The organism is Burkholderia sp. AU33545, assembly GCF_020419685.1.
In the GTDB taxonomy this organism is placed as follows: domain Bacteria; phylum Pseudomonadota; class Gammaproteobacteria; order Burkholderiales; family Burkholderiaceae; genus Burkholderia; species Burkholderia diffusa.
In genome coordinates, this window is sequence record NZ_JAIZRQ010000005.1 from 441,906 (window position 1) to 460,834 (window position 18,929).

The 18,929-nt window shown below is 62.4% G+C and carries 12 protein-coding genes and 2 pseudogenes; 9 read left to right on the top strand and 5 right to left on the bottom strand.

The features are described 5' to 3' along the window. Positions 1-74 precede the first annotated feature (74 nt). The 4 genes from LGM71_RS19525 to LGM71_RS19540 all read left to right on the top strand — a co-directional run bounded on the left by LGM71_RS19525 (position 75) and on the right by LGM71_RS19540 (position 5,761). Positions 75-2,159: a 3-hydroxyacyl-CoA dehydrogenase NAD-binding domain-containing protein gene (locus LGM71_RS19525; RefSeq protein WP_226116001.1), complete on the top strand. Its 2,085-nt coding sequence runs from the start codon at positions 75-77 to the stop codon at positions 2,157-2,159. A gap of 43 nt (positions 2,160-2,202) precedes the next feature. Further along, complete coding sequence (gene pncA, locus LGM71_RS19530) at positions 2,203-2,835, top strand: bifunctional nicotinamidase/pyrazinamidase (RefSeq protein WP_226116003.1); 633 nt, start codon at positions 2,203-2,205, stop codon at positions 2,833-2,835. 49 nt (positions 2,836-2,884) lie between these two features. After that, positions 2,885-4,063 (top strand): acetyl-CoA C-acyltransferase, encoded by a 1,179-nt coding sequence (locus tag LGM71_RS19535; RefSeq protein WP_226116005.1) that lies wholly within the window; start codon positions 2,885-2,887, stop codon positions 4,061-4,063. A gap of 297 nt (positions 4,064-4,360) precedes the next feature. Then, a complete protein-coding gene (locus LGM71_RS19540; RefSeq protein ID WP_151049551.1) occupies positions 4,361-5,761 on the top strand; it encodes a GGDEF domain-containing protein in 1,401 nt (466 codons plus the stop codon). Between the two features lie 145 nt (positions 5,762-5,906). On the opposite strand, the gene LGM71_RS19545 is transcribed toward LGM71_RS19540, so the two are convergent. Both LGM71_RS19545 and LGM71_RS19550 read right to left on the bottom strand, forming a co-directional pair. Continuing rightward, the gene (locus LGM71_RS19545; protein WP_226116105.1) at positions 5,907-8,048 is read right to left on the bottom strand and encodes a hypothetical protein; all 2,142 of its coding nucleotides are present in this window, start codon (positions 8,046-8,048) and stop codon (positions 5,907-5,909) included. 617 nt (positions 8,049-8,665) lie between these two features. Then, positions 8,666-8,843, bottom strand: a pseudogene (locus LGM71_RS19550) (LysR family transcriptional regulator); the annotation flags it as partial. 330 nt (positions 8,844-9,173) lie between these two features. Between LGM71_RS19550 and LGM71_RS19555 the strand changes: the two are divergent. The 5 genes and pseudogenes from LGM71_RS19555 to LGM71_RS19575 form a co-directional block, all read left to right on the top strand. Then, on the top strand, positions 9,174-10,127 hold the full coding sequence (locus LGM71_RS19555; protein WP_151049549.1) for a LysR family transcriptional regulator: 954 nt from the start codon (positions 9,174-9,176) through the stop codon (positions 10,125-10,127). Between the two features lie 63 nt (positions 10,128-10,190). After that, entirely contained in the window at positions 10,191-11,600 is a 1,410-nt protein-coding gene (tcuA, locus tag LGM71_RS19560) for an FAD-dependent tricarballylate dehydrogenase TcuA (RefSeq protein ID WP_226116007.1), read from the top strand. Then, positions 11,587-12,795, top strand: a complete 1,209-nt coding sequence (gene tcuB, locus LGM71_RS19565; RefSeq protein ID WP_226116010.1) for a tricarballylate utilization 4Fe-4S protein TcuB — start codon at positions 11,587-11,589, stop codon at positions 12,793-12,795. The genes tcuA and tcuB overlap by 14 nt, the downstream gene beginning before the upstream one ends. Positions 12,796-12,850: 55 nt before the next feature. Continuing rightward, a complete protein-coding gene (locus LGM71_RS19570) occupies positions 12,851-14,170 on the top strand; it encodes an MFS transporter (RefSeq protein WP_226116013.1) in 1,320 nt (439 codons plus the stop codon). Positions 14,171-14,560: 390 nt separating this feature from the next. Beyond that, positions 14,561-14,899 (top strand): annotated as a pseudogene (locus tag LGM71_RS19575) (DNA adenine methylase); the annotation flags it as partial. Positions 14,900-14,999: 100 nt separating this feature from the next. Here LGM71_RS19575 and LGM71_RS19580 read toward each other — a convergent pair. The 3 genes from LGM71_RS19580 to LGM71_RS19590 are packed head-to-tail and all read right to left on the bottom strand — an operon-like array spanning position 15,000 to position 18,903. Continuing rightward, positions 15,000-15,503 (bottom strand): hypothetical protein, encoded by a 504-nt coding sequence (locus LGM71_RS19580; protein WP_151049541.1) that lies wholly within the window; start codon positions 15,501-15,503, stop codon positions 15,000-15,002. Continuing rightward, positions 15,500-16,207, bottom strand: coding sequence for a hypothetical protein (locus LGM71_RS19585; RefSeq protein WP_226116021.1), 708 nt, complete (start codon positions 16,205-16,207; stop codon positions 15,500-15,502). Before LGM71_RS19585 ends, LGM71_RS19580 begins: the two co-directional genes overlap by 4 nt. After that, positions 16,204-18,903 carry a type VI secretion system Vgr family protein gene (locus LGM71_RS19590; RefSeq protein ID WP_226116023.1) on the bottom strand — a complete coding sequence of 900 codons (2,700 nt, stop codon included), beginning with the start codon at positions 18,901-18,903 and terminating at the stop codon, positions 16,204-16,206. Before LGM71_RS19590 ends, LGM71_RS19585 begins: the two co-directional genes overlap by 4 nt. Positions 18,904-18,929: the final 26 nt, after the last annotated feature.

Below are 18,929 nucleotides of genomic sequence, written 5' to 3' on the forward strand. Positions count from 1 at the left end.
TCCGGACATGCGGCCGTTCGACCGCGCACAATGAAGCGCAGCCACCCCGGCGCGCGATGCATGGAGGCAGGCAGATGGCAGTGGATTACTCGACTCGCGACGGCGTGGCCGTCATCACGCTCAACAATCCGCCCGTCAACGGGCTCGGCCTGTCGACACGCCAGGGCGTCATGGACGCGCTGGATCGCGCCGCGCAGGATCCGTCGGTCACGGCGATCGTGCTGACCGGCGCGGGCCGCGCGTTCTCGGGCGGCGCCGACATCACCGAATTCAATACCCCGAAGGCCCTGCAGGAGCCGACGCTGCACACCGTGATCCGCGCGGTGGAGGCAAGCGCGAAACCGGTCGTCGCCGCGCTGCACAGCGTCGTGATGGGCGGCGGCCTGGAGCTTGCGCTCGGCGCGCACTATCGGGTCGCGGCGCCCGGCGCGCAGGTCGCGCTGCCCGAAGTGAAGCTCGGCCTGCTGCCGGGCGCGGGCGGCACGCAACGCCTGCCGCGTGCGGTGGGCCTCGAAACCGCGCTGAACATGATCGTGTCGGGCGCGCCGGTACCGTCGGAGCAGCTTGCGGAGAGCGGGCTGTTCGACGAGATGGCCGACGGCGACCTGCTCGACGCGGCCGTCGCGTTCGCGCGCAAGGTCGGCGCGCGGCAGGGGCCGCATCCGCGCGTGCGCGATCGCAAGATCGTCCACGAGAACGCGGCGGGCCTCCTCCAGTTCGCGCGCAATTCCGCGCGGGCCGCCGCGCCGAATTTCCCCGCGCCGCACAAGTGCATCGACGCGATCGAGGCCGGCGTGCTGAACGGCTTCGACAAGGGCAGCATCGCCGAGCGCGAGGGTTTCGTCGCGCTGATGATGACGCCGGAAAGCCGCGCGCTGCGCCATGCGTTCTTCGGCGAGCGCGCGGCGAGCAAGATTCCCGACGTGCCGGCCGATACGCCGCTGCGCGAGATCCGCCGCGTCGGCGTGATCGGCGCGGGCACGATGGGCGGCGGGATCGCGATGAACTTCGTCAACGCGGGCCTGCCCGTCACGCTGCTCGAGACGAAACAGGAAGCGCTCGAGCGCGGCGTCGCGACGATCCGCAAGAACTACGATGCGCAGGTGAAGAAGGGCAAGCTCACGCAGCAGAAGCTCGACGCACGCATGGCGCTGATCACGCCGACGCTGTCGTACGACGACCTGAAGGATGCGGACCTGATCGTCGAGGCCGTGTTCGAGGAACTCGGCGTGAAGGAGCAGGTGTTCAGGAAGCTCGACGAAGTCGCGAAACCGGGTGCGATCCTCGCGTCGAACACGTCGACGCTCGACGTCGACAAGATCGCCGCGTTCACGAAGCGGCCGCAGGACGTGGTCGGCATGCACTTCTTCAGCCCGGCGAACGTGATGAAGCTGCTCGAGGTCGTGCGCGGCGCGCAGACAGCGAAGGACGTGCTCGCCACCGTGATGGCGGTCGCGAAGAAGATCCGCAAGACGGCGGTCGTGTCGGGCGTGTGCGACGGCTTCATCGGCAACCGGATGATCGAGCAGTACATCCGCCAGGCACTCTTCATGCTCGAGGAAGGCGCGCTGCCCGCACAGGTCGATCGCGCGATCGAGAAGTTCGGTTTCGCGATGGGCCCGTTCCGGATGAGCGACCTCGCCGGCAACGACATCGGCTGGGCGATCCGCAAGCGCCGCTATGTCGAGCAGCCCGATCTGCATTACTCGAAGATCGCCGACCGCCTGTGCGAACAGGGCCGCTTCGGCCAGAAGACCGGCGGCGGCTGGTACGACTACGTGCCGGGCGAGCGCAAGGCGAAGCCTTCGGCGCTCGTCGACGAGATGGTCGTCGCGTATTCGAAGGAGCGCGGTGTGGAGCGGCGCAAGATCGGTGACGACGAGATCGTCGAGCGGCTCGTGTTCGCGCTCGTCAACGAAGGCGCGAAGATTCTCGAGGAGAAGATCGCGTCGAAGGCGTCCGACATCGACATGGTCTACCTGACCGGCTATGGCTTCCCGCTGTGGCGTGGCGGCCCGATGCTGTATGCGGACATGGTCGGCCTCTACAACGTCGAGCGCGCGATCCGCCGCTATGCGGCCGCGCCGAACGGCGACGCGTGGCAGCTCGCGCCGTCGATCGTCGAACTGGCAAAGGCCGGACGCGGGTTCAACGGCTGACGCCGTGCGTGACGGCGCGACCCGTCTTGCAAGGAGAAACGCAATGAAACGCACTGACGACGTGTTGCTCGTGATCGACGTGCAGTACGACTTCATGCCGGGTGGCGCACTCGCGGTGCCGGACGGCGACGCGGTCGTGCCGGTGATCAACGCGCTCGCGCAACGCTTCGACCAGGTCGTGCTGACGCAGGACTGGCACCCGCGCGAACACGTGTCGTTCGCGGCGAATCACCCGGGGCGCGAGCCGTTCTCGACGCTCGCGCTGCCGTACGGAGAGCAGGTGATGTGGCCCGTGCATTGCGTGCAGGACACGGAAGGCGCGGCGCTGCATCGCGACCTCGACATCCCGCATGCGAGGCTCGTGATCCGCAAGGGCGGCGACGCGCAGGTCAACAGCTACTCCGCATTCGTCGAAGCCGACCGCACGACGCGCACGGGGCTCGCCGGCTATCTGCGCGAGCTCGGCGCGAAACGCGTGTGGTGTTGCGGACTCGCGACCGACTATTGCGTCGCGTGGTCCGCGCTCGATGCGCGCGCGGCCGGCTTCGAGGCCGCCGTGATCAACGATGCGTGCCGTGCGATCGACCTGAACGGGTCGCTCGCGCACGCATGGCAACAGATGCAGGCGGCGGGCGTCGCACACGTGACGTCCGCGGGCGCGCGCCCGACGGCGTAGCGCATTCCCATCCGATTCAGGACATGAAGCAGGACCGAAGGAGACTCGCATGACCGAAGCCGTAATCGTATCGACCGCACGCACGCCGCTCGCGAAATCGTGGCGTGGCGCATTCAACATGACGCACGGCGCGACGCTCGGCGGCCACGTGGTCGCGGCCGCGCTCGAACGCGCGAAGCTCGACCCCGCGCGCATCGAGGACGTGATCATGGGCTGCGCGAACCCCGAAGGCGCGACCGGCGCGAACATCGCGCGGCAGATCGCGCTGCGCGCCGGGCTGCCGGTGAGCGTGCCGGGGATGACGGTGAACCGTTTCTGCTCGTCAGGGCTGCAGACCATCGCGCTCGCCGCGCAACGGATCATCGCCGGCGAGGGCGACGTGTATGTCGCGGGCGGCGTCGAATCGATCTCCTGCGTGCAGAACGAGATGAACCGGCACATGATCCAGGACGGCTGGCTCGTCGAGCACAAGCCCGAGATCTACTGGAACATGCTTCAGACGGCGGAAAACGTCGCGAAGCGCTACGGGATCGCGAAGGAGCGGCAGGACGAGTACGGTGTGCGGTCGCAACTGCGTGCCGCGGCCGCGCAGGAAGCCGGGCGCTTCAACGACGAGATCGTGCCGATCACCGTACGCGCGGGCATTGCCGACAAGGCGACGGGCCGGCTGTTCACGCAGGACGTTACCGTGTCGGCCGACGAAGGCATCCGGCCCGACACGACGCTCGAAGGCGTGTCGAAGATCCGTTCTGCCGTGCCGGGTGGTGTGATCACGGCGGGCAACGCGAGCCAGTTCTCGGACGGCGCGTCGGCGTGCGTGGTGATGAACGCGGATGTCGCACAGCGCGAAGGGCTGCAGCCGCTCGGCGTGTTTCGCGGTTTCGCGGTCGCCGGTTGCGAGCCGGACGAAATGGGCATCGGCCCGGTGTTCGCGGTGCCGAAGCTGCTGAAGCAGGCGGGGCTGAAGGTCGACGACATCGGCCTGTGGGAACTGAACGAAGCGTTCGCGGTGCAGGTGCTGTACTGCCGCGATACGCTCGGGATTCCTGACGACCGCCTGAACGTGAACGGCGGCGCGATCGCGGTCGGCCATCCGTACGGCGTGTCGGGGGCGCGCCTGACGGGCCATGCGCTGATCGAAGGCAAGCGGCGCGGCGTGAAATACGTCGTCGTCACGATGTGCATCGGCGGCGGGCAGGGCGCCGCCGGCCTGTTCGAAATCATCTGATTTTTTGCTTGTCGGCCGACGGCCGCCGCCTGCGTTGACGCAAACCGCGGCCGTCGCATGCGATTCGAAAGGATCGGGAAGCAAACGGTGCCGGTTCGATGCTGCCGTTTCCCCTTACTTGTCAAACGAATTGCCGCACCTATACTTGCTCTGACATTTGCCTTTCGGCGGGATGGGGCAACGCGTGCATCGCACCGACGCACGTGATGCGTTTCCGGTAGCCGGCGCAGTCGATGCATCGCGCGTGTCCGGCACCGTGAACGTTCGAACCACGCAGCAGACCGAACGGGGACCGAATTGAGCACGACCTATGCAGCCGGGGAACCGCCGCGCGTCGTCAGCGCGGCCGCGAGGCTCTATGCGAAATGCCTGCTGGTCGGCTTCGCATTGCTGCCAGCCTATCTGATCGCCTATCTGTGGTTCTTCAGCGACCCGCACGTCGTGTTCGAGAGCCATGCCTTCCATGAAATCGCAATCGCGGCCGCGACCCTCGAGGGTGCATTCGTCACCTACGTGACGTGGGTATGCTACCGGTCGTCCGGAGAGCCGCTCCTGCGCTGGCTGACACTCGGCTTTCTGGGCTTCGCGATGATCTACGCGTTGCACGGCCTGTTCACCGGGATGGCGCATCACAACATCTGGCTGTTCCTGCTGTACGGGCCCGCATCGCGCCTCGTGATGTCGATCCTGCTGCTGACGGGCCTGCTGTCGTATTCGCAGCCGCCCGATCGGGTCGAGAAGCGGGCGCGCGCGCGAACGTGGCTGCCGTGGATCGTGCTGTTCCTGGTCATCAACGTGGCGGTTGCATACATCGCGTATTCGCCGGTCGCGGGCGCGCTGGGCACGCGACTGTCGATGGAAGGCGGCGCGCTGGTGTTTTCGCTGCTCAACGTCGGCGTGCTGCTCGCGCGGCGCATCCGTTCGCCGCTGATGGTGATCTACGGGATGTCGATCATGGCGTTCGCGCTGTCGTCGCTCGCGTTCATCCTCGGCAAGCCCTGGAACCACATGTGGTGGCTCGCGCATGCGATCTTCGCGGGCGGGTTCTTCCTGCTCAGCTACGGCGTCGTGCAGGCGCTGCAGACGACGCGCTCGTTCTCGGCGATCTACAGCCAGGAAGACCTGATGAGCCGGCTGTCGGAATCGATGGCGCGCACCGAGAGTGCGCTGCAGGAGTTGCGGCGCACGAACCAGAAGCTCGAATACATGGCCGCGACCGATCCGATGACGGGCGCGTCGAACCGCCGTCAGTTCATCGCGCAGGTCGAGCGCGAGATCGTGCGCGCGGAGCGCGACGGCACGCCGTTTTGCCTGCTCGCGCTCGATCTCGACAACTTCAAGAACATCAACGACGCGTACGGGCACCAGATCGGCGACGAGGTGCTGCGCGGCGTCGTGCGCCAGTCTCTCGAGGCGATTCGTCCGGCCGGTGCGCTCGCGCGGGTCGGCGGCGAGGAGTTCATGGCGCTGTTGCCCGAGATGCCGCTCGAAGGCGCGCGCATGACGGCCGAGCGCGTGCGTTCGTCGATCGCGAGTTCACCGTTCGGGCTGGATTTCAAGCGCGTGCAGGTGACGGTCAGCGTCGGCGTCGCGCAGTACGGCGTCGACGGGAGCACGGTCGATGCGTTGCTGCGGGCGGTCGATGAACGGCTGTACCAGGCGAAGCGCGACGGGCGCAATCGCGTGGTCGCGCACTGACGAGCGGCGGCCGCGCATTCGGCGACGTGGCGCGCGCGGCCGCAACGCAATGGCGCGACGCGAGGCAGGTCCGTTTCGCATGCACCCTGAATGAAGCCCCACACGCGCACGAGCATGTGGGGCTTTCGTTTCAATGACGCATCGGCTATCGCGACGCGATGGCCGCCGCACGCTCCGGCTGCGCGTCCTGCATCCGCTGCGACGCCTGCCACCAGTACTTGCCCGCGCGCAGTTGCGGATCGCGGATCGCGAGATACGTCGTGCTCCACAGCTGCGCCGCGTTGGCTTCGGTCGCATCCGCGCTGCGGGTGCCGAATGCATCGGTCTGGTACCGACCGTTCACGTACGACCAGGTCCACATTTCCGACGTGCGCATGTCGCGTCCGTTCGAGATCACCTGCCAGATCGTCTGCCGGGCCTGCGTCAGCAGCGTGCGCGTCGCGTCCGACAGATCCTGGCGCGCGAGCTGGCGGTCGAGCCCGGCGACCCACATCGCCTGTTGCCACGACCAGATCACCGTGCCGTGATACGCCGAACTCGTGAATTTGGGCCATAGCGCCTGGTTCGCATACGCGGGGTTCGCGATCAGCATCCCGACATCGGTGACGAGCCCGGTCGGGAACGGCCGCGTGACGTCGGTGACGATCCGCTGAAGCTGGTCGTCCGCCGGCGTGCCGAACAGCAGCGCGAAGCCGCCGTCGGAATTCATCACCGGGATCGGCGTGCCTTGCTGGTCGAGCGACAGCGCGTAGAAAGTCAGCGGCGCGCCCGGCGCGGTACCGGCCGGCACACCGGCGGACGACGCATAGGCCGATACTTCGGTCGCCGCCTGCGCGGCCGGCACGCTCACCTGGAACAGCGGCGGCGCCTGCTGCTCCCAGGTAGCCGCTTCGGTCGCCGTGTTCGCGAGCGTCGCACGTTGCCCGGCGTCCAGGTAAGGATCGAGCAGGCCGCGCGCGAGGAACGCATTCGCCGCGCGCAGCGCGGCCGGCACGAGCACCGCATTCACGTCGTACGGATAGACGCCGCCGCCGAGCCCGTCGGTGCTGTCGCGCCAGTTGCCGACGATCTCGCCAGGCCGCAGGCGGATCAGGTTCGCGACCGACGGCTGCTGTGCGAACGGCTGCGCGGTCGCCGCGACGTGCAGCAGGTTGACGACGAGCCGGCTGCCGTTCGTCTGACCGTCGCTGCCGCGTTGCGCGAGATAGGCGGCCGCGCGCGCCTGGCCGCGCGTGTCGTCGATCAGCCAGGCCGCCGCGATCGGCGCGAGCAGGTAGTCGCTGTCGATCATCTTGTAATCGTAGGTCGGCGTTGCATCGTTCGGCCGGCCGTGCTTCGCGTTGTCGACCAGCGCGAATTCGCCGATGCCTTCCTCGTGCGCGACCTTGCCGTCGTCCGACAGGCGACTCAGCACCGACGTCAGCCCGGCCTCGATCGCCGCAGGCTCGAGCACCGGCATCAGCATGCGCACCGAGATCAGCGTGTCGCGGCCGAAGTAGGTGTCGTATTGCCACGAGCCGGCCAGCAACTTGTCGTGGAAGCTCAGGAATTCGAGCACGTTCTGGCTGACCGGGTCGGGATTCGCGGACGGCGCGAGCAGATCTGCACGCAGGATCGGCGACAACGGCGTCTCGCCCGACAGCGCATCGACGTGCAGTTTCAGCGTACGAGCGCCGGCCGCCGCGCGCAGCACGAGCTTGCCGCCCGCGGCTGTCGCGATGCTGCCGCCGTCGCGCAGCGTGATGCGCAGCATCTGGCCGGGCGCGCCGTCGATCCGGTCGCGCTGCCATTGCGTGACGCTCCTCTGGATCGTCGGGGCGGTGACGATCTCCGGCGGTATCGTCGCGCCGCCGTTGAAGTCGCGCAGGAAGCGCACGTTGCCGAGCAGCCCCTGGCGGATCGTCAGCGTGTCGGTGTCGACCGATACGTCGGCGCCGATGCCGTACAGCGGGCGATCGTGCGTGTCGGGTGCCGACAGCGCGGACGGCGGCGTGTCGAGGCTCCAGCTCACCGGCTGGGCAGTGTCGTCGAACCACAGCCCGGTGCCGCTGTTGCCGGCCGGAAACACCACGAGCAGACGCGGTTTCGTCGACGAGCGCACCAGCAGGTGCGCGGCGACTTTGTCCTGCCGGTAGAACGCATTGATCTGCTCGCCGGTGTCCATGCGGAACGACAGTGCGGCGCTGTTGGACGACGTACCGCTGGACTGGACGTCGTCGTCGTTGCAGGCGGCGAGCAGGCCGGCGCAGACGAATCCTAGACACAGCGATTTCGTGAAGCGGTGCATGTTCATGACGACCCTCCTGATGCATGTGATTTTTATCGGAATGCTTGAATGAGCGAGCGGCTTGATCCGCTTTGTGCTGCGTCTCGGGTATTCTGAAAATGCCCGGGATTAATCGTGGTGTGATGCTCGGGGGGGCGAATTGAACGGCTTTAATCGAATGGACGATCAATGCCGAAAAGTGAAGGCAAAAAGACGCGCCGCCCGTTCTGATGCGGGTGTAGTCACTGGAGCACGCCTTCGCGCAGGCGAAGGGCGACGTTCGTGCGGTACTGAAAAAATCAGACGAAAGATGTTGTATGGGATTCTAAAATTCGACGAAAGTCAAAGTCAATGAAGTTTGGTGGTTTTTCGGATATTTAATTGCCGGTTAAATCGTAATTGTTACTCGGTGAATCAGTAAAAAATGCAGTTATGAAAATATGAATGACTAATCCTGATAACTATCGATCAAATGGTTGGCAATGGCGCTTGAATCCGGCGATCCGGCGATCCGGTGATTGATGCCGGATTGGAATTGAGCGATCGGGAGCGGCCGAGCAATACGCGTTCCCGACGCTGCTCAGCCAGTTGGGCTGTTCTAGCGGTTGTCGCTGGCGCGGTCGACCGCGCCAGCTTCGTCAGTTATCCGCGTATTGCGGCAGCAGATCTTGATCGACGGCCCATGATCTCGATCCTGTTTGCTGCTTCGATGTGCTCGTGATTGCCGACAGAGAACGGCGCGTCCGTAACGCTGACGATGACCGTGCCGGTTTGTTTTCCATCTGTGGGCACCGGGATGAGGGCGCGAGCCTCTACGCGAGCGAGCAGCGGGGCCATTTTGCGGTAGGTCATGGTCCACATGACACTGGCACGTGTGATGTGTTCAAGAATCAGATCCCGAGGGCCATCTACCTGAATGAGGTCATACACGACGCGGACTACGCGGGCGACCGTGGCATCCATTGCGCAGCCAAGGCGTAACTCGCGCATAAGCTTTCCGAGCCGACAAATCATCTCGCAGCAGCGGAGAGTCCGTTTTCACGCCGGTCGCAGACGCTATAGAGGACGCGTCGCGGCGCCTATGCCGAGGATGGTCCGACGACGTTCTGTCAAAATACCCGCTTAATCCTCCTGACCGATCGCGGAATGGAACTCAGACAACTACGCTATTTTCTCAGCGTCGTGGAACACGGAAGCATGGGCAAGGCAGCGCTGGAACTCGGCGTGGTGACCTCGGCATTGAGTCAGCAGATCAGCCGTCTCGAAGGTGAACTGTCCACGCGTCTGCTGCAACGCACCTCGGGCGGCGTCGTTCCAACCGACGCAGGTTTGGCGTTCTGGCGTCAGGCGCAACTCGCGCTGCGTCATATCGACGATGCAGCGCTCGCTGCACGCTCAGCCCGTCTGTCGGGCCATGTCAGCGTCGGCATGGCGCCGAGCACGGCGAGCGTGCTAGGCGTCGCATTCATGCAGGCCATGCGCTCGCGCTATCCCGATGTGCGGCTGCACATGGTCGAAAGTCTCTCCGGCTATCTTGCATCCATGCTGAGCGCGCGTCAGATCGATCTCGCCGTGCTGTTCCGCGAGGAGTCCGCGCAACGCTGGAGCGTGCTGCCGCTGCTGGACGAGCGGCTGTTCCTGATCGGCGCGGGCGATCTCGATGGCATGCCGACGAGCGCATCCGTCCGGCTGAAAAATCTCGGCAGGCTTCCGCTCGTTCTTCCCAGCGGCACGCATGGGCTGCGTTCGCTGCTGTTATCAGCATTCAGGCGCGCCGAATACGAGCCGAACATCGTCGCCGAAGTCGACGGCCTTGCACTCCTGATGGACTTCGTCCGCACCGGCATCGGCGCGACCATACAGCCTGGCGCGGCGCTCGCAAGGCCCGAGAACGTGATACTGACGAGCGTGCCCGTCGCGGATAAATACGCCACACGGCCCAACATGCTCGCCAGCATCTCCGACGACGAACTGTCTCCCGCCGGTCTCGCTGCGCGCGTGGTGCTCGCCGATGTCGCCCGTCAACTGGTACAGGAGGGGCGCTGGCCCGGTGCGCGGCTGCGGGAGCCTCGGCCTTCACAAAAAGTGAAGACCCCTTGACGGCCGGCTGGTAGCGACGCGGGCACGAGACCTTTACGATTTGTCCAAAAGGAGACAAGTCTGATGGTCGATGTGCTCGTAATCGGAGGAGGCAATGCCGCGCTGTGCGCCGCATTGATGGCGCGCGAAGCGGGCGCCTCGGTCCTGCTTCTCGAATCCGCGCCGCGCGAATGGCGCGGCGGCAACTCGCAACACACGCGCAATCTGCGCTGCATGCACGATGCGCCGCAGGACGTTCTCGTCGATGCCTATCCGGAAGAGGAATTTTGGCAGGACCTGTTGAAAGTCACCGGCGGCATCACGAATGAGCATCTCGCGCGGCTGACGATCCGCGCGTCGTCGTCGTGTCGGCCGTGGATGCAGAAGCACGGCGTACGCTTCCAGCCGCCGCTGTCGGGCGCGCTGCACGTGGCACGCACCAACGCGTTCTTCATGGGTGGCGGCAAGGCGCTCGTCAACGCGTATTACCGCAGCGCCGAAGCGCTCGGCGTCGATATCCGCTATGAAACACCCGTCGATTCGCTTGAACTTGACGGCAGCCTCTTCATCGCGGCGCGCAGCGGCAGCCAGCGCTTCGAGGCGCGCGCCTGCGTACTGGCGGCAGGCGGCTTTGAATCAAATCGCGAATGGCTGCGCGAAGCGTGGGGGCAAAACGAGCGCGGCGAATGGCCCGCCGACAACTTCCTGATTCGCGGCACGCGCTTCAACAAGGGCGTGCTCATCAAGCATATGACCGACGCCGGTGCGGACATGATCGGCGACCCGTCGCAGTCACACTGCGTCGCCATCGATGCACGCGCGCCGCTGTATGACGGCGGCATCTGTACGCGCATCGACTGCGTGTCGCTGGGCGTCGTGGTGAATCGTGACGCCGAGCGCTTTTACGACGAAGGCGAGGATTTCTGGCCGAAGCGCTATGCAATCTGGGGACGGCTCGTTGCGCATCAACCGGGGCAGATCGGCTATTCGATCATCGACTCGGAAGCAATCGGCCGCTTCATGCCGCCGGTGTTTCCGGGCGAAAAGGCCGATACGCTGCCGGAACTCGCGCGCAAGCTCGGGCTGCCGGAAGCGCGCTTCATGGAAACGCTCACGCGCTATAACGACTCATGCCGCGACGGCACCTTCGACCACACCGCGCTCGACGACTGCCACACCGAAGGTCTCGCGCCGCCCAAGACGCATTGGGCGCGCCGCATCGAGACGCCGCCGTTTTACGGTTATGCGTTGCGGCCAGGCATCACGTTCACGTATCTCGGACTAAAGACCAATGACCGCGCGCAGGTTCACTTCGGCGGCAAAGCCAGTGAGAACCTGTTCGTGGCCGGCGAAATGATGGCCGGCAACGTGCTCGGTAAGGGCTATACAGCGGGCGTCGGCATGTCGATCGGCACGGCCTTCGGGCGCATCGCCGGGACGCAGGCCGCGCGCGCCGCACTCAAAACGACGGAGGCAACCAGTGCAGCAGTCTGACCCGCTCGCGCCCGAACGCATGCGCACGGCGTTATCGGTCGATACGAAAAAAACTTCGCACGGCAGCACGGCGCGCGTGATCCCCATCGTGCCGATGAGCGCCGGCGAAACCGAAGTGGCACGGCAGATGCAGATCTGCAACGCCTGCCGCTACTGCGAAGGCTTCTGCGCCGTGTTCCCGGCCATGACGCGCCGCCTGGAATTCGGCAAGTCGGACGTCAACTATCTGGCGAATCTCTGCCACAACTGCGGCGCGTGCTATCACGCGTGCCAATACGCGCCGCCGCACGAATTCGGCGTGAACGTGCCGAAAGCGATGGCCGAAGTCCGGCTCGAAACCTACACCGAATACGCGTTTCCTGCGTCGTTCGGCGCGCTGTACAAACGCAACGGCCTGACTTTGTCGGTTGCACTGGCGGCCGGACTCGCGCTGTTTCTGCTGCTCGGTATGGCATTACACGGCGGCTTGTCGGGCGATGTCGCGCCAGCGAACTTCTACGCGATCTTTCCGCACAACCTGCTCGCGGCGATGTTTGGCATCGTTTTCCTGTTCGCCATGCTCGCGCTCGGCGTGGGCGTCACGCGCTTCTGGCGCGACGTGTCGGCAGGAACGGCGAGCGCGCCAGCCATCGCGGAAGCGGCCAAGAACGCGCTGACGCTCAAGTACCTGGACGGCGGCCACGGCGACGGCTGCAACGAAGAGAGCGATGCCTTCACACTGGCGCGGCGCCGTTTCCATCACCTGACGTTCTACGGCTTCATGCTGTGCTTTGCAGCAACCGCAGTTGCGACGCTCTATCACTATGCATTCGGTCTGGAAGCGCCGTATCCGTTTCTGAGCGTGCCGGTGCTGCTGGGAACCGCGGGCGGCATTGGACTGATTGCGGGGGCGGCGGGACTGCTGTGGCTGAACCTGAAACGCGTTCCGGAGCGGGGCGATGCCCGTCAGCGTCCGATGGACCGCGGCTTCATCGCGCTCCTGCTTCTGACGAGCGCATCCGGTCTCGCGCTGCTCGCGCTCCGCACGACCTCGGCGATGCCGTCGCTGCTCGCGATTCATCTCGGCATCGTGATGGCGCTGTTCGCCACGCTGCCTTACGGCAAGTTCGCGCACGGCATCTTCCGCTCGGCGGCGTTGCTCAAATCGTCGATAGAGAAGCGGCAACGCAACACGCTGAGCGTCAGTTCGGATTAGCAGTCACTAGGGCGCCTTGGGCGCCCATCACCATAGATAAGAAGCAGGAGACGCAATGAACCGCACAGAATCGATCGCCGCTACGTCCGGCGTTTCGCCCATGACGAGGGCCGCCGCCGTGTTGCGCGTGACCAGCGGGAATTTCATCGAACAGTTCGATTTCTTTCTGTTCGGCTTCTACGCGACATCGATCTCGAAGATCTTTTTCCCGTCCACCAGCGAGTTCGCCTCGCTGATGCTCGCCTTCGCGGTGTTCGGCGCGGGCTTTCTGATGCGTCCGCTCGGTGCGATCTTTCTCGGCGCGTATATCGACAAGGTCGGACGGCGCACCGGGCTGATCGTTACGCTGTCGATCATGGCGAGCGGCACCATTCTGATTGCCTGCGTGCCTGGGTACGCGACGATCGGCCTGCTCGCGCCGGCGCTCGTGCTGCTCGGGCGTCTGTTGCAGGGCTTCTCGGCGGGTGCTGAACTGGGCGGCGTGTCTGTCTATCTCGCGGAAATGGCGACGCCCGATAACAAGGGCTTTTACACGAGTTGGCAGTCGGCGAGCCAGCAGGTCGCCATCGTCGTGGCGGCGGCCATCGGTTACGGGCTGAACCAGTGGCTGTCCGCGCAGCAGATCGGTGCATGGGGCTGGCGCGTGCCGTTTTTCATCGGCTGCGCGATCGTGCCGTTCCTGTTCATGCTGCGCCGTTCGCTGCAGGAGACCGCAGCGTTCGAAGCGCGGCGGCATCATCCGCAGGCGCGCGAGATTTTTGCGATACTGCTCGGCAACTGGCGCACCGTCATCGGCGGCATGCTGCTGACGGCGATGACCACCACCACCTTCTATCTCATCACCGTCTATACGCCGACCTTCGGGAAGTCGGTGCTGAAGCTGTCCACCTCCGACAGCCTGATGGTCACGCTGCTTGTGGCTGCATCGAATTTCGTCTGGCTACCGATCGGCGGCACGATTTCCGACCGCATCGGCCGCAAGCCGCTGCTGCTCGCCATTTCCATGCTGGCGATCTTCACGTCTTATCCGGCGCTGTCCTGGCTCGCCGATGCACCGAGCTTCGCGCGCATGCTGATCGTTCTGCTGTGGTTCTCGTTCTTCTTCGGCATGTATAACGGCGCGATGGTCGCCGCGCTCACCGAAGTGATGCCGGTCGAAGTGCGCGTCGCGGGCTTCTCGCTGGCGTTCAGTCTCGCGACGGCGCTGTTCGGCGGCTTTACGCCGGCGGTATCGACGTATCTGATTCAGGTCCTGCATGACAAGGCCGCACCAGGCTACTGGCTGAGCTTCGCCGCGCTCTGCAGCTTGTGCGCGACACTCAGGCTGTACCGTCGCCGCGCGGGCAGTAACGCGTCGGCGGCATCGTCGGCCTGATAGCGATTGCATCGGCCCGTTTACGTAACCCCGGCTTTGCACCGGGCTTTCGCTTTTTCAGCGGCGACAAGAAGGGTCGATGCGGTCCAATCCAGGCATTTGCTTCTACTTGAGCCAGCTTGATTACGGCGAGCGGATCTCGCGCATTCTTCTTGGCGCTCGGCAATTCGATTCGATCCGACTCGCTGAATAGACCGCTTTCGTAGAGCGTGCTGATCGGCCACGTGCGTGCGACACGCGGCACGTCTACTGGAACATTCGCTTTACGGATGTCCCGCCGGCCGAGAACCCGATTTTCCGCTTCGAGGTCACGAACCAGTGGCTGACCGAAGTGGCTCGATAACCAGATCTAAGGGGGCAGCGATGATTCCGGAAACTCTGTACAACCGCAACACGTTCGTGGAGCGGCTGGATTGGGCTGCGTGTATCGATCGATACGATCGGCCGCATATGCTCTTCTACCTGGACCCTCCGTACTACGATACGGAGGGGTACGGCGTGGCATTCCCGTTCGGCGAGTACGAGAAGATGGCGCAGCGCCTACGGTCGATCAAGGGGCGTGCGATCGTGAGCCTCAACGACCATTCTGATATTCGGCGTGCGTTCGACGGGTTTCACATCGAGACCGTGCCGATTCAATTTACGGTCGGTGGCGGCAAGGGTGTCGAGCGCAACGACCTGATCATCTTCAGTTGGGATGATGCTGCGCAGCCTGTTGGATTGTTCTAACCGATGATGCCGGGGCGTGCTACCGCGCCGGCATCGCACTCACGGATAAGCAAAAGCGGGTAGGAGGCAGGCGCTCAAGCAGATGATCATGTCCGGAAGGCTACTTAACGTCGCGGACAACAAAATACAATTTTTTTGTTTTTGAATTCAAGAGATACCCGCCGTGTACACTTTGAAACGAGCCGCTCTGCCCAAGCCCTTCAAAATTGAAGCTAACGCAGACGTACCGTTGACGACCGTCTTTTGCAATGCTCCATTGTGCCAACGTTGGGTTAAATGAAGTGGGTTTAATTTCGCCGTTATTTCCAACGGATATAGATCTGGAGAGTCGGTAAATATTTCCGGAATAAATCAACGCCTGATCGGATTTTCCATCGGCGTATCCAATATCGGTACCTTTGTATTTGAATAGGTAGCTTGCGTTGAATCCGTCGGCGTAATCATCCTCTTGTAAAACCTCATCCACATTGATGTTTTGGATGGTAACTGAGGGCACAACTGATTGCGCTAGAAGACAACTTTTAACCAAGCTTTCGCTTGGAGGAGCAGCCCATCCAATACTGGTGACGATCATGATCGATACAGCGAAAATACTCTTCTTCATCGATATTCGCTCCCGCGAGTAACGTCTAGGTACTGCTGATTGTATTTCCAAAAAATTGTGCCGCCGACGCCTGCGGTTGAGTCGTAAACGTGATCGTAGCGTCCCGTTTCCACTTTTTCAGTTTCGACCTTTTTAGTTTTTTTATTCTTCTTCTTTGTGATTTTATATAAAATCACGAGTTTGGTGGAGTCTTTGATGTCATATATGTTGTGGCTCGGATCGGTGATTTTAATTCCATGTCTCACCTTAAAATGTCGATCGTAATTTGTTTTGATGTCGGCGCCATCCCAAAAATAAGCGCCATTTGATTTATCTGGGCCGCCCGCAAGTGCGTTGCGGGCGGCGTTGATTGCGGCCTGCATGGCGGGATTCTTCCCAATTTGATCGTCCGTTGCCTTCATCATGTTGTTGTAGCGAGCATTGCCATCGCCAACGACGAATGAGAAGGTTGGGTCATTTTTTGTAAACGTGGCCATGTCGGAATAGCCGCGGGCATCGCGTTGTCGAACAAGCACGCTTGCGATAGCCATCATTTCATCGGAATTGTTCTGCAGTGATGCTTCTCCGTAAGCCATCGCTGCGAGTTGCTTCGTCTGGGCATCGATAGGCTGCGCTGCCGCTGGGGCACTGGCGGGCGCTGCGGGACTGGCAGGTGCCGCAGGACTGGTAGGAGGCTGTGTACTCGAGGGGTTGGAACTGCTCATGCGCTTTTCCTTGCTGAATCTCCTGCAATCCACGTGACTAGTTTCAGAGAGGATTGCCCTGAAACGCTCACCGTTTCGCCGGAGGAATATTGCCCTTTTTTCGTATGGAGGTCGTCATCGCTGAACAAGTCGTAGTGATATCCTTCGACCGGAGTGGTTCCGTTCTCCAATAGTACGAATCTCTGCTCGACAATCTCCTCATCGGTAGAAATTGGAGAGAAAATTGGCAATGCATAGCTCATGTTCGCGGGGCCACTAAACGAGTGCTGACTGCCCTTAATATCGACTTTACCCGGTGCGTGAATTTCGATATTGCCATCCTTGATTCGGATATATGCTCCACCGGATGTCAGCAGAATTTCCTCTTTCGCTGCTCCCTCAATCGTTGCCGTCGCCGACAGCACCTTCACCGTCTTCTGCGCGATCAACTCGATGTTGTCATCCTGCGCGTTCACCTCCACCTTTCCCTTCGCCGCAAACAGCTTCATCCCGGCGTTCTGCACAAACAGGCTGATTTTCTCCGCGACGCTCGCAACTAGCGACTTCCCGCTGACAATGAACATGCTCTGCCCATTGACGATATTGGTATGCTGATCGCTCGACACATGCACCGATTGCTGAGTCGACAATGCAATACCGGACGGGCTCGCAATCAGCATGAGGGGCTCTCGGAACCCGTTCGCACTGCCGGTGCCGCCACCGGCTGTCCTGCCTCCCGCATGCGAGCCTTGTATACGGTCTTGCGTCGCATCAGTAAATTTCTTCAGCGCATCGTGCCCCTCTGCCAGACTTTCTGCCTGATGCGTCTGGCTTGCCTGCGACATCGCTTCGATCGTGCTTTTTGCGTCCACGAGTTGCTGTTGCGCCTCGCGGACGTCAAGCTGCAGGCTGTTTGCATGCTTCTGATGCGTCGTAATGTACAGCCCCTGTGCGGCACGCACGGCACCATAGGCATCCGTCTTCAGATCAAATCCTGAGCCGAGATACGAGCCGCGCGTGTTGCCGCTCTGGTCAATCAGGTACCCGAGGTGGAGTTGACTATTGGCTGTGCTGCTGAACAGTCTCGCGCGGTTCTGGCCCGTTGCGTCGTCCAGAACCATTTCGTTGTAGCCCGCCCCCGAATACTCCTTCGACCGGTAGCCTGACAAAATGCCGTTGCTATGCCACTGAGGCTGGACATTTCCGTTGTAGACGCGATGTAGGGCTATAGGCCGGTCGCAATCTCCGCCTATGTAGCCGATCAGGACTTCTTCCCCGACTCTCGGAACGTGAACGCTGCCGTAGCCGCCCCCCGTATCCGACTGCACAACCCTCACCCAGCACGAGGCATTCGCATTTCCCGAATTCTGTCGGTCCCAAACGAACATGACCTTTACGCGGTTCAGTGTGTCCGTGTACACCTCTTCGCCCGGCGGCCCGACGACGATGGCCGTCTCCAACTCCATCGCTGGCTTCTTGTGCTCGAACGGACTCCTATACGGAACCGTCACGCGCTGTGCCTCCACTTCGACCAGATAAAAACCGGCCGAGCCGTCTTCGTGAGTGACGACTTCTCCAGCTTGTTCGAACTTCGCCTGCGCTAGTTCGCTCTGCAAGCTATAAGGAAAGCTCGCTTCGTGATTCGATAGCGGCAGGTTGTTCTCAATGTACCGACGTACTTTGATCGCAGCGAATTCTCGCTGCCCGGCTTGATCACGATCGTGCTCAGGATTGCCAGTCAGCACGAACCGACGACCGGTATCGATAGCCCGAACGCCTCCCATACCAAGGAATCGCTTCGCTCTCGACTCCCATTCCTCTAGGTGAATCCTCGAAAGATGCTCACCGCGATCCTGGTTCAAATATGTGTAGGCGCCGGTATATTCATAGAATTCAGTCTGCTCCGGCAAGTTTCCTTGACCGGCCATTGTCGGCAACGTCGTACCTTTGGGATTGACCAGAGACGACGGTGCCTTATAGTCAAACGTGCGTGTCGTGTACACGGTACTCTGCAATGTCCGCGACCCAGCCCACTGCGTAAACGCGTCGGTTTCGCTACTTGTGCCGGACCTGGAGAATCCGACCGACTTGGGCGACATCTCATCAAGCGAGTAAATGTCGTCGGTTACGACAAACCTATGCGACTTTCCATCCTTGTCATGACGCCAGAAACCGAATAGGCCTTCTTCCTCCATCAATCGATGGACAAAATTCCAATCAGTCTCGCTCTGACGGCAGTACGAGCGCGGGGGGAGCGGCTTCAGCAACGCGAATTCGAATTGGCCTCGAGCTTGTGGATGCCCATTGAATACGTCCGTGATGACGGCGTCGATGCTCACATCCTGCCAGTACCGCATATTGTTGCGGAATTTGAGGAAATGCATCCATGAAGCGAAAGCTAATTGGTAACTTGAAAGGCTGCCGTCAGTTCCGAGCCTACGAGCTGTATGAATGTATCCGTTGATCGGCAGATAAGACTTGTTCGCTTGCTGAATCCAAAGTGTTATCGGCTGGGCGATCAGCGTTTTGAGCTCGATGTCGCTCGCCGTGGATACCACGTCGATCGTGACACTGAAGTCACGACCAAGCTCGGAATAGGTCGTGGCCCGACGTGGCACGAGCGCGTTATCCGGCAACGACGGGATATCCGCCTTGAGCAGGCGGTCTTGCTGGATCAGGCCGCCACGAATCGCCTGAGCCAATTGGGTCATATTCATGCGTTATCCATCTTCTTGTATTTTGC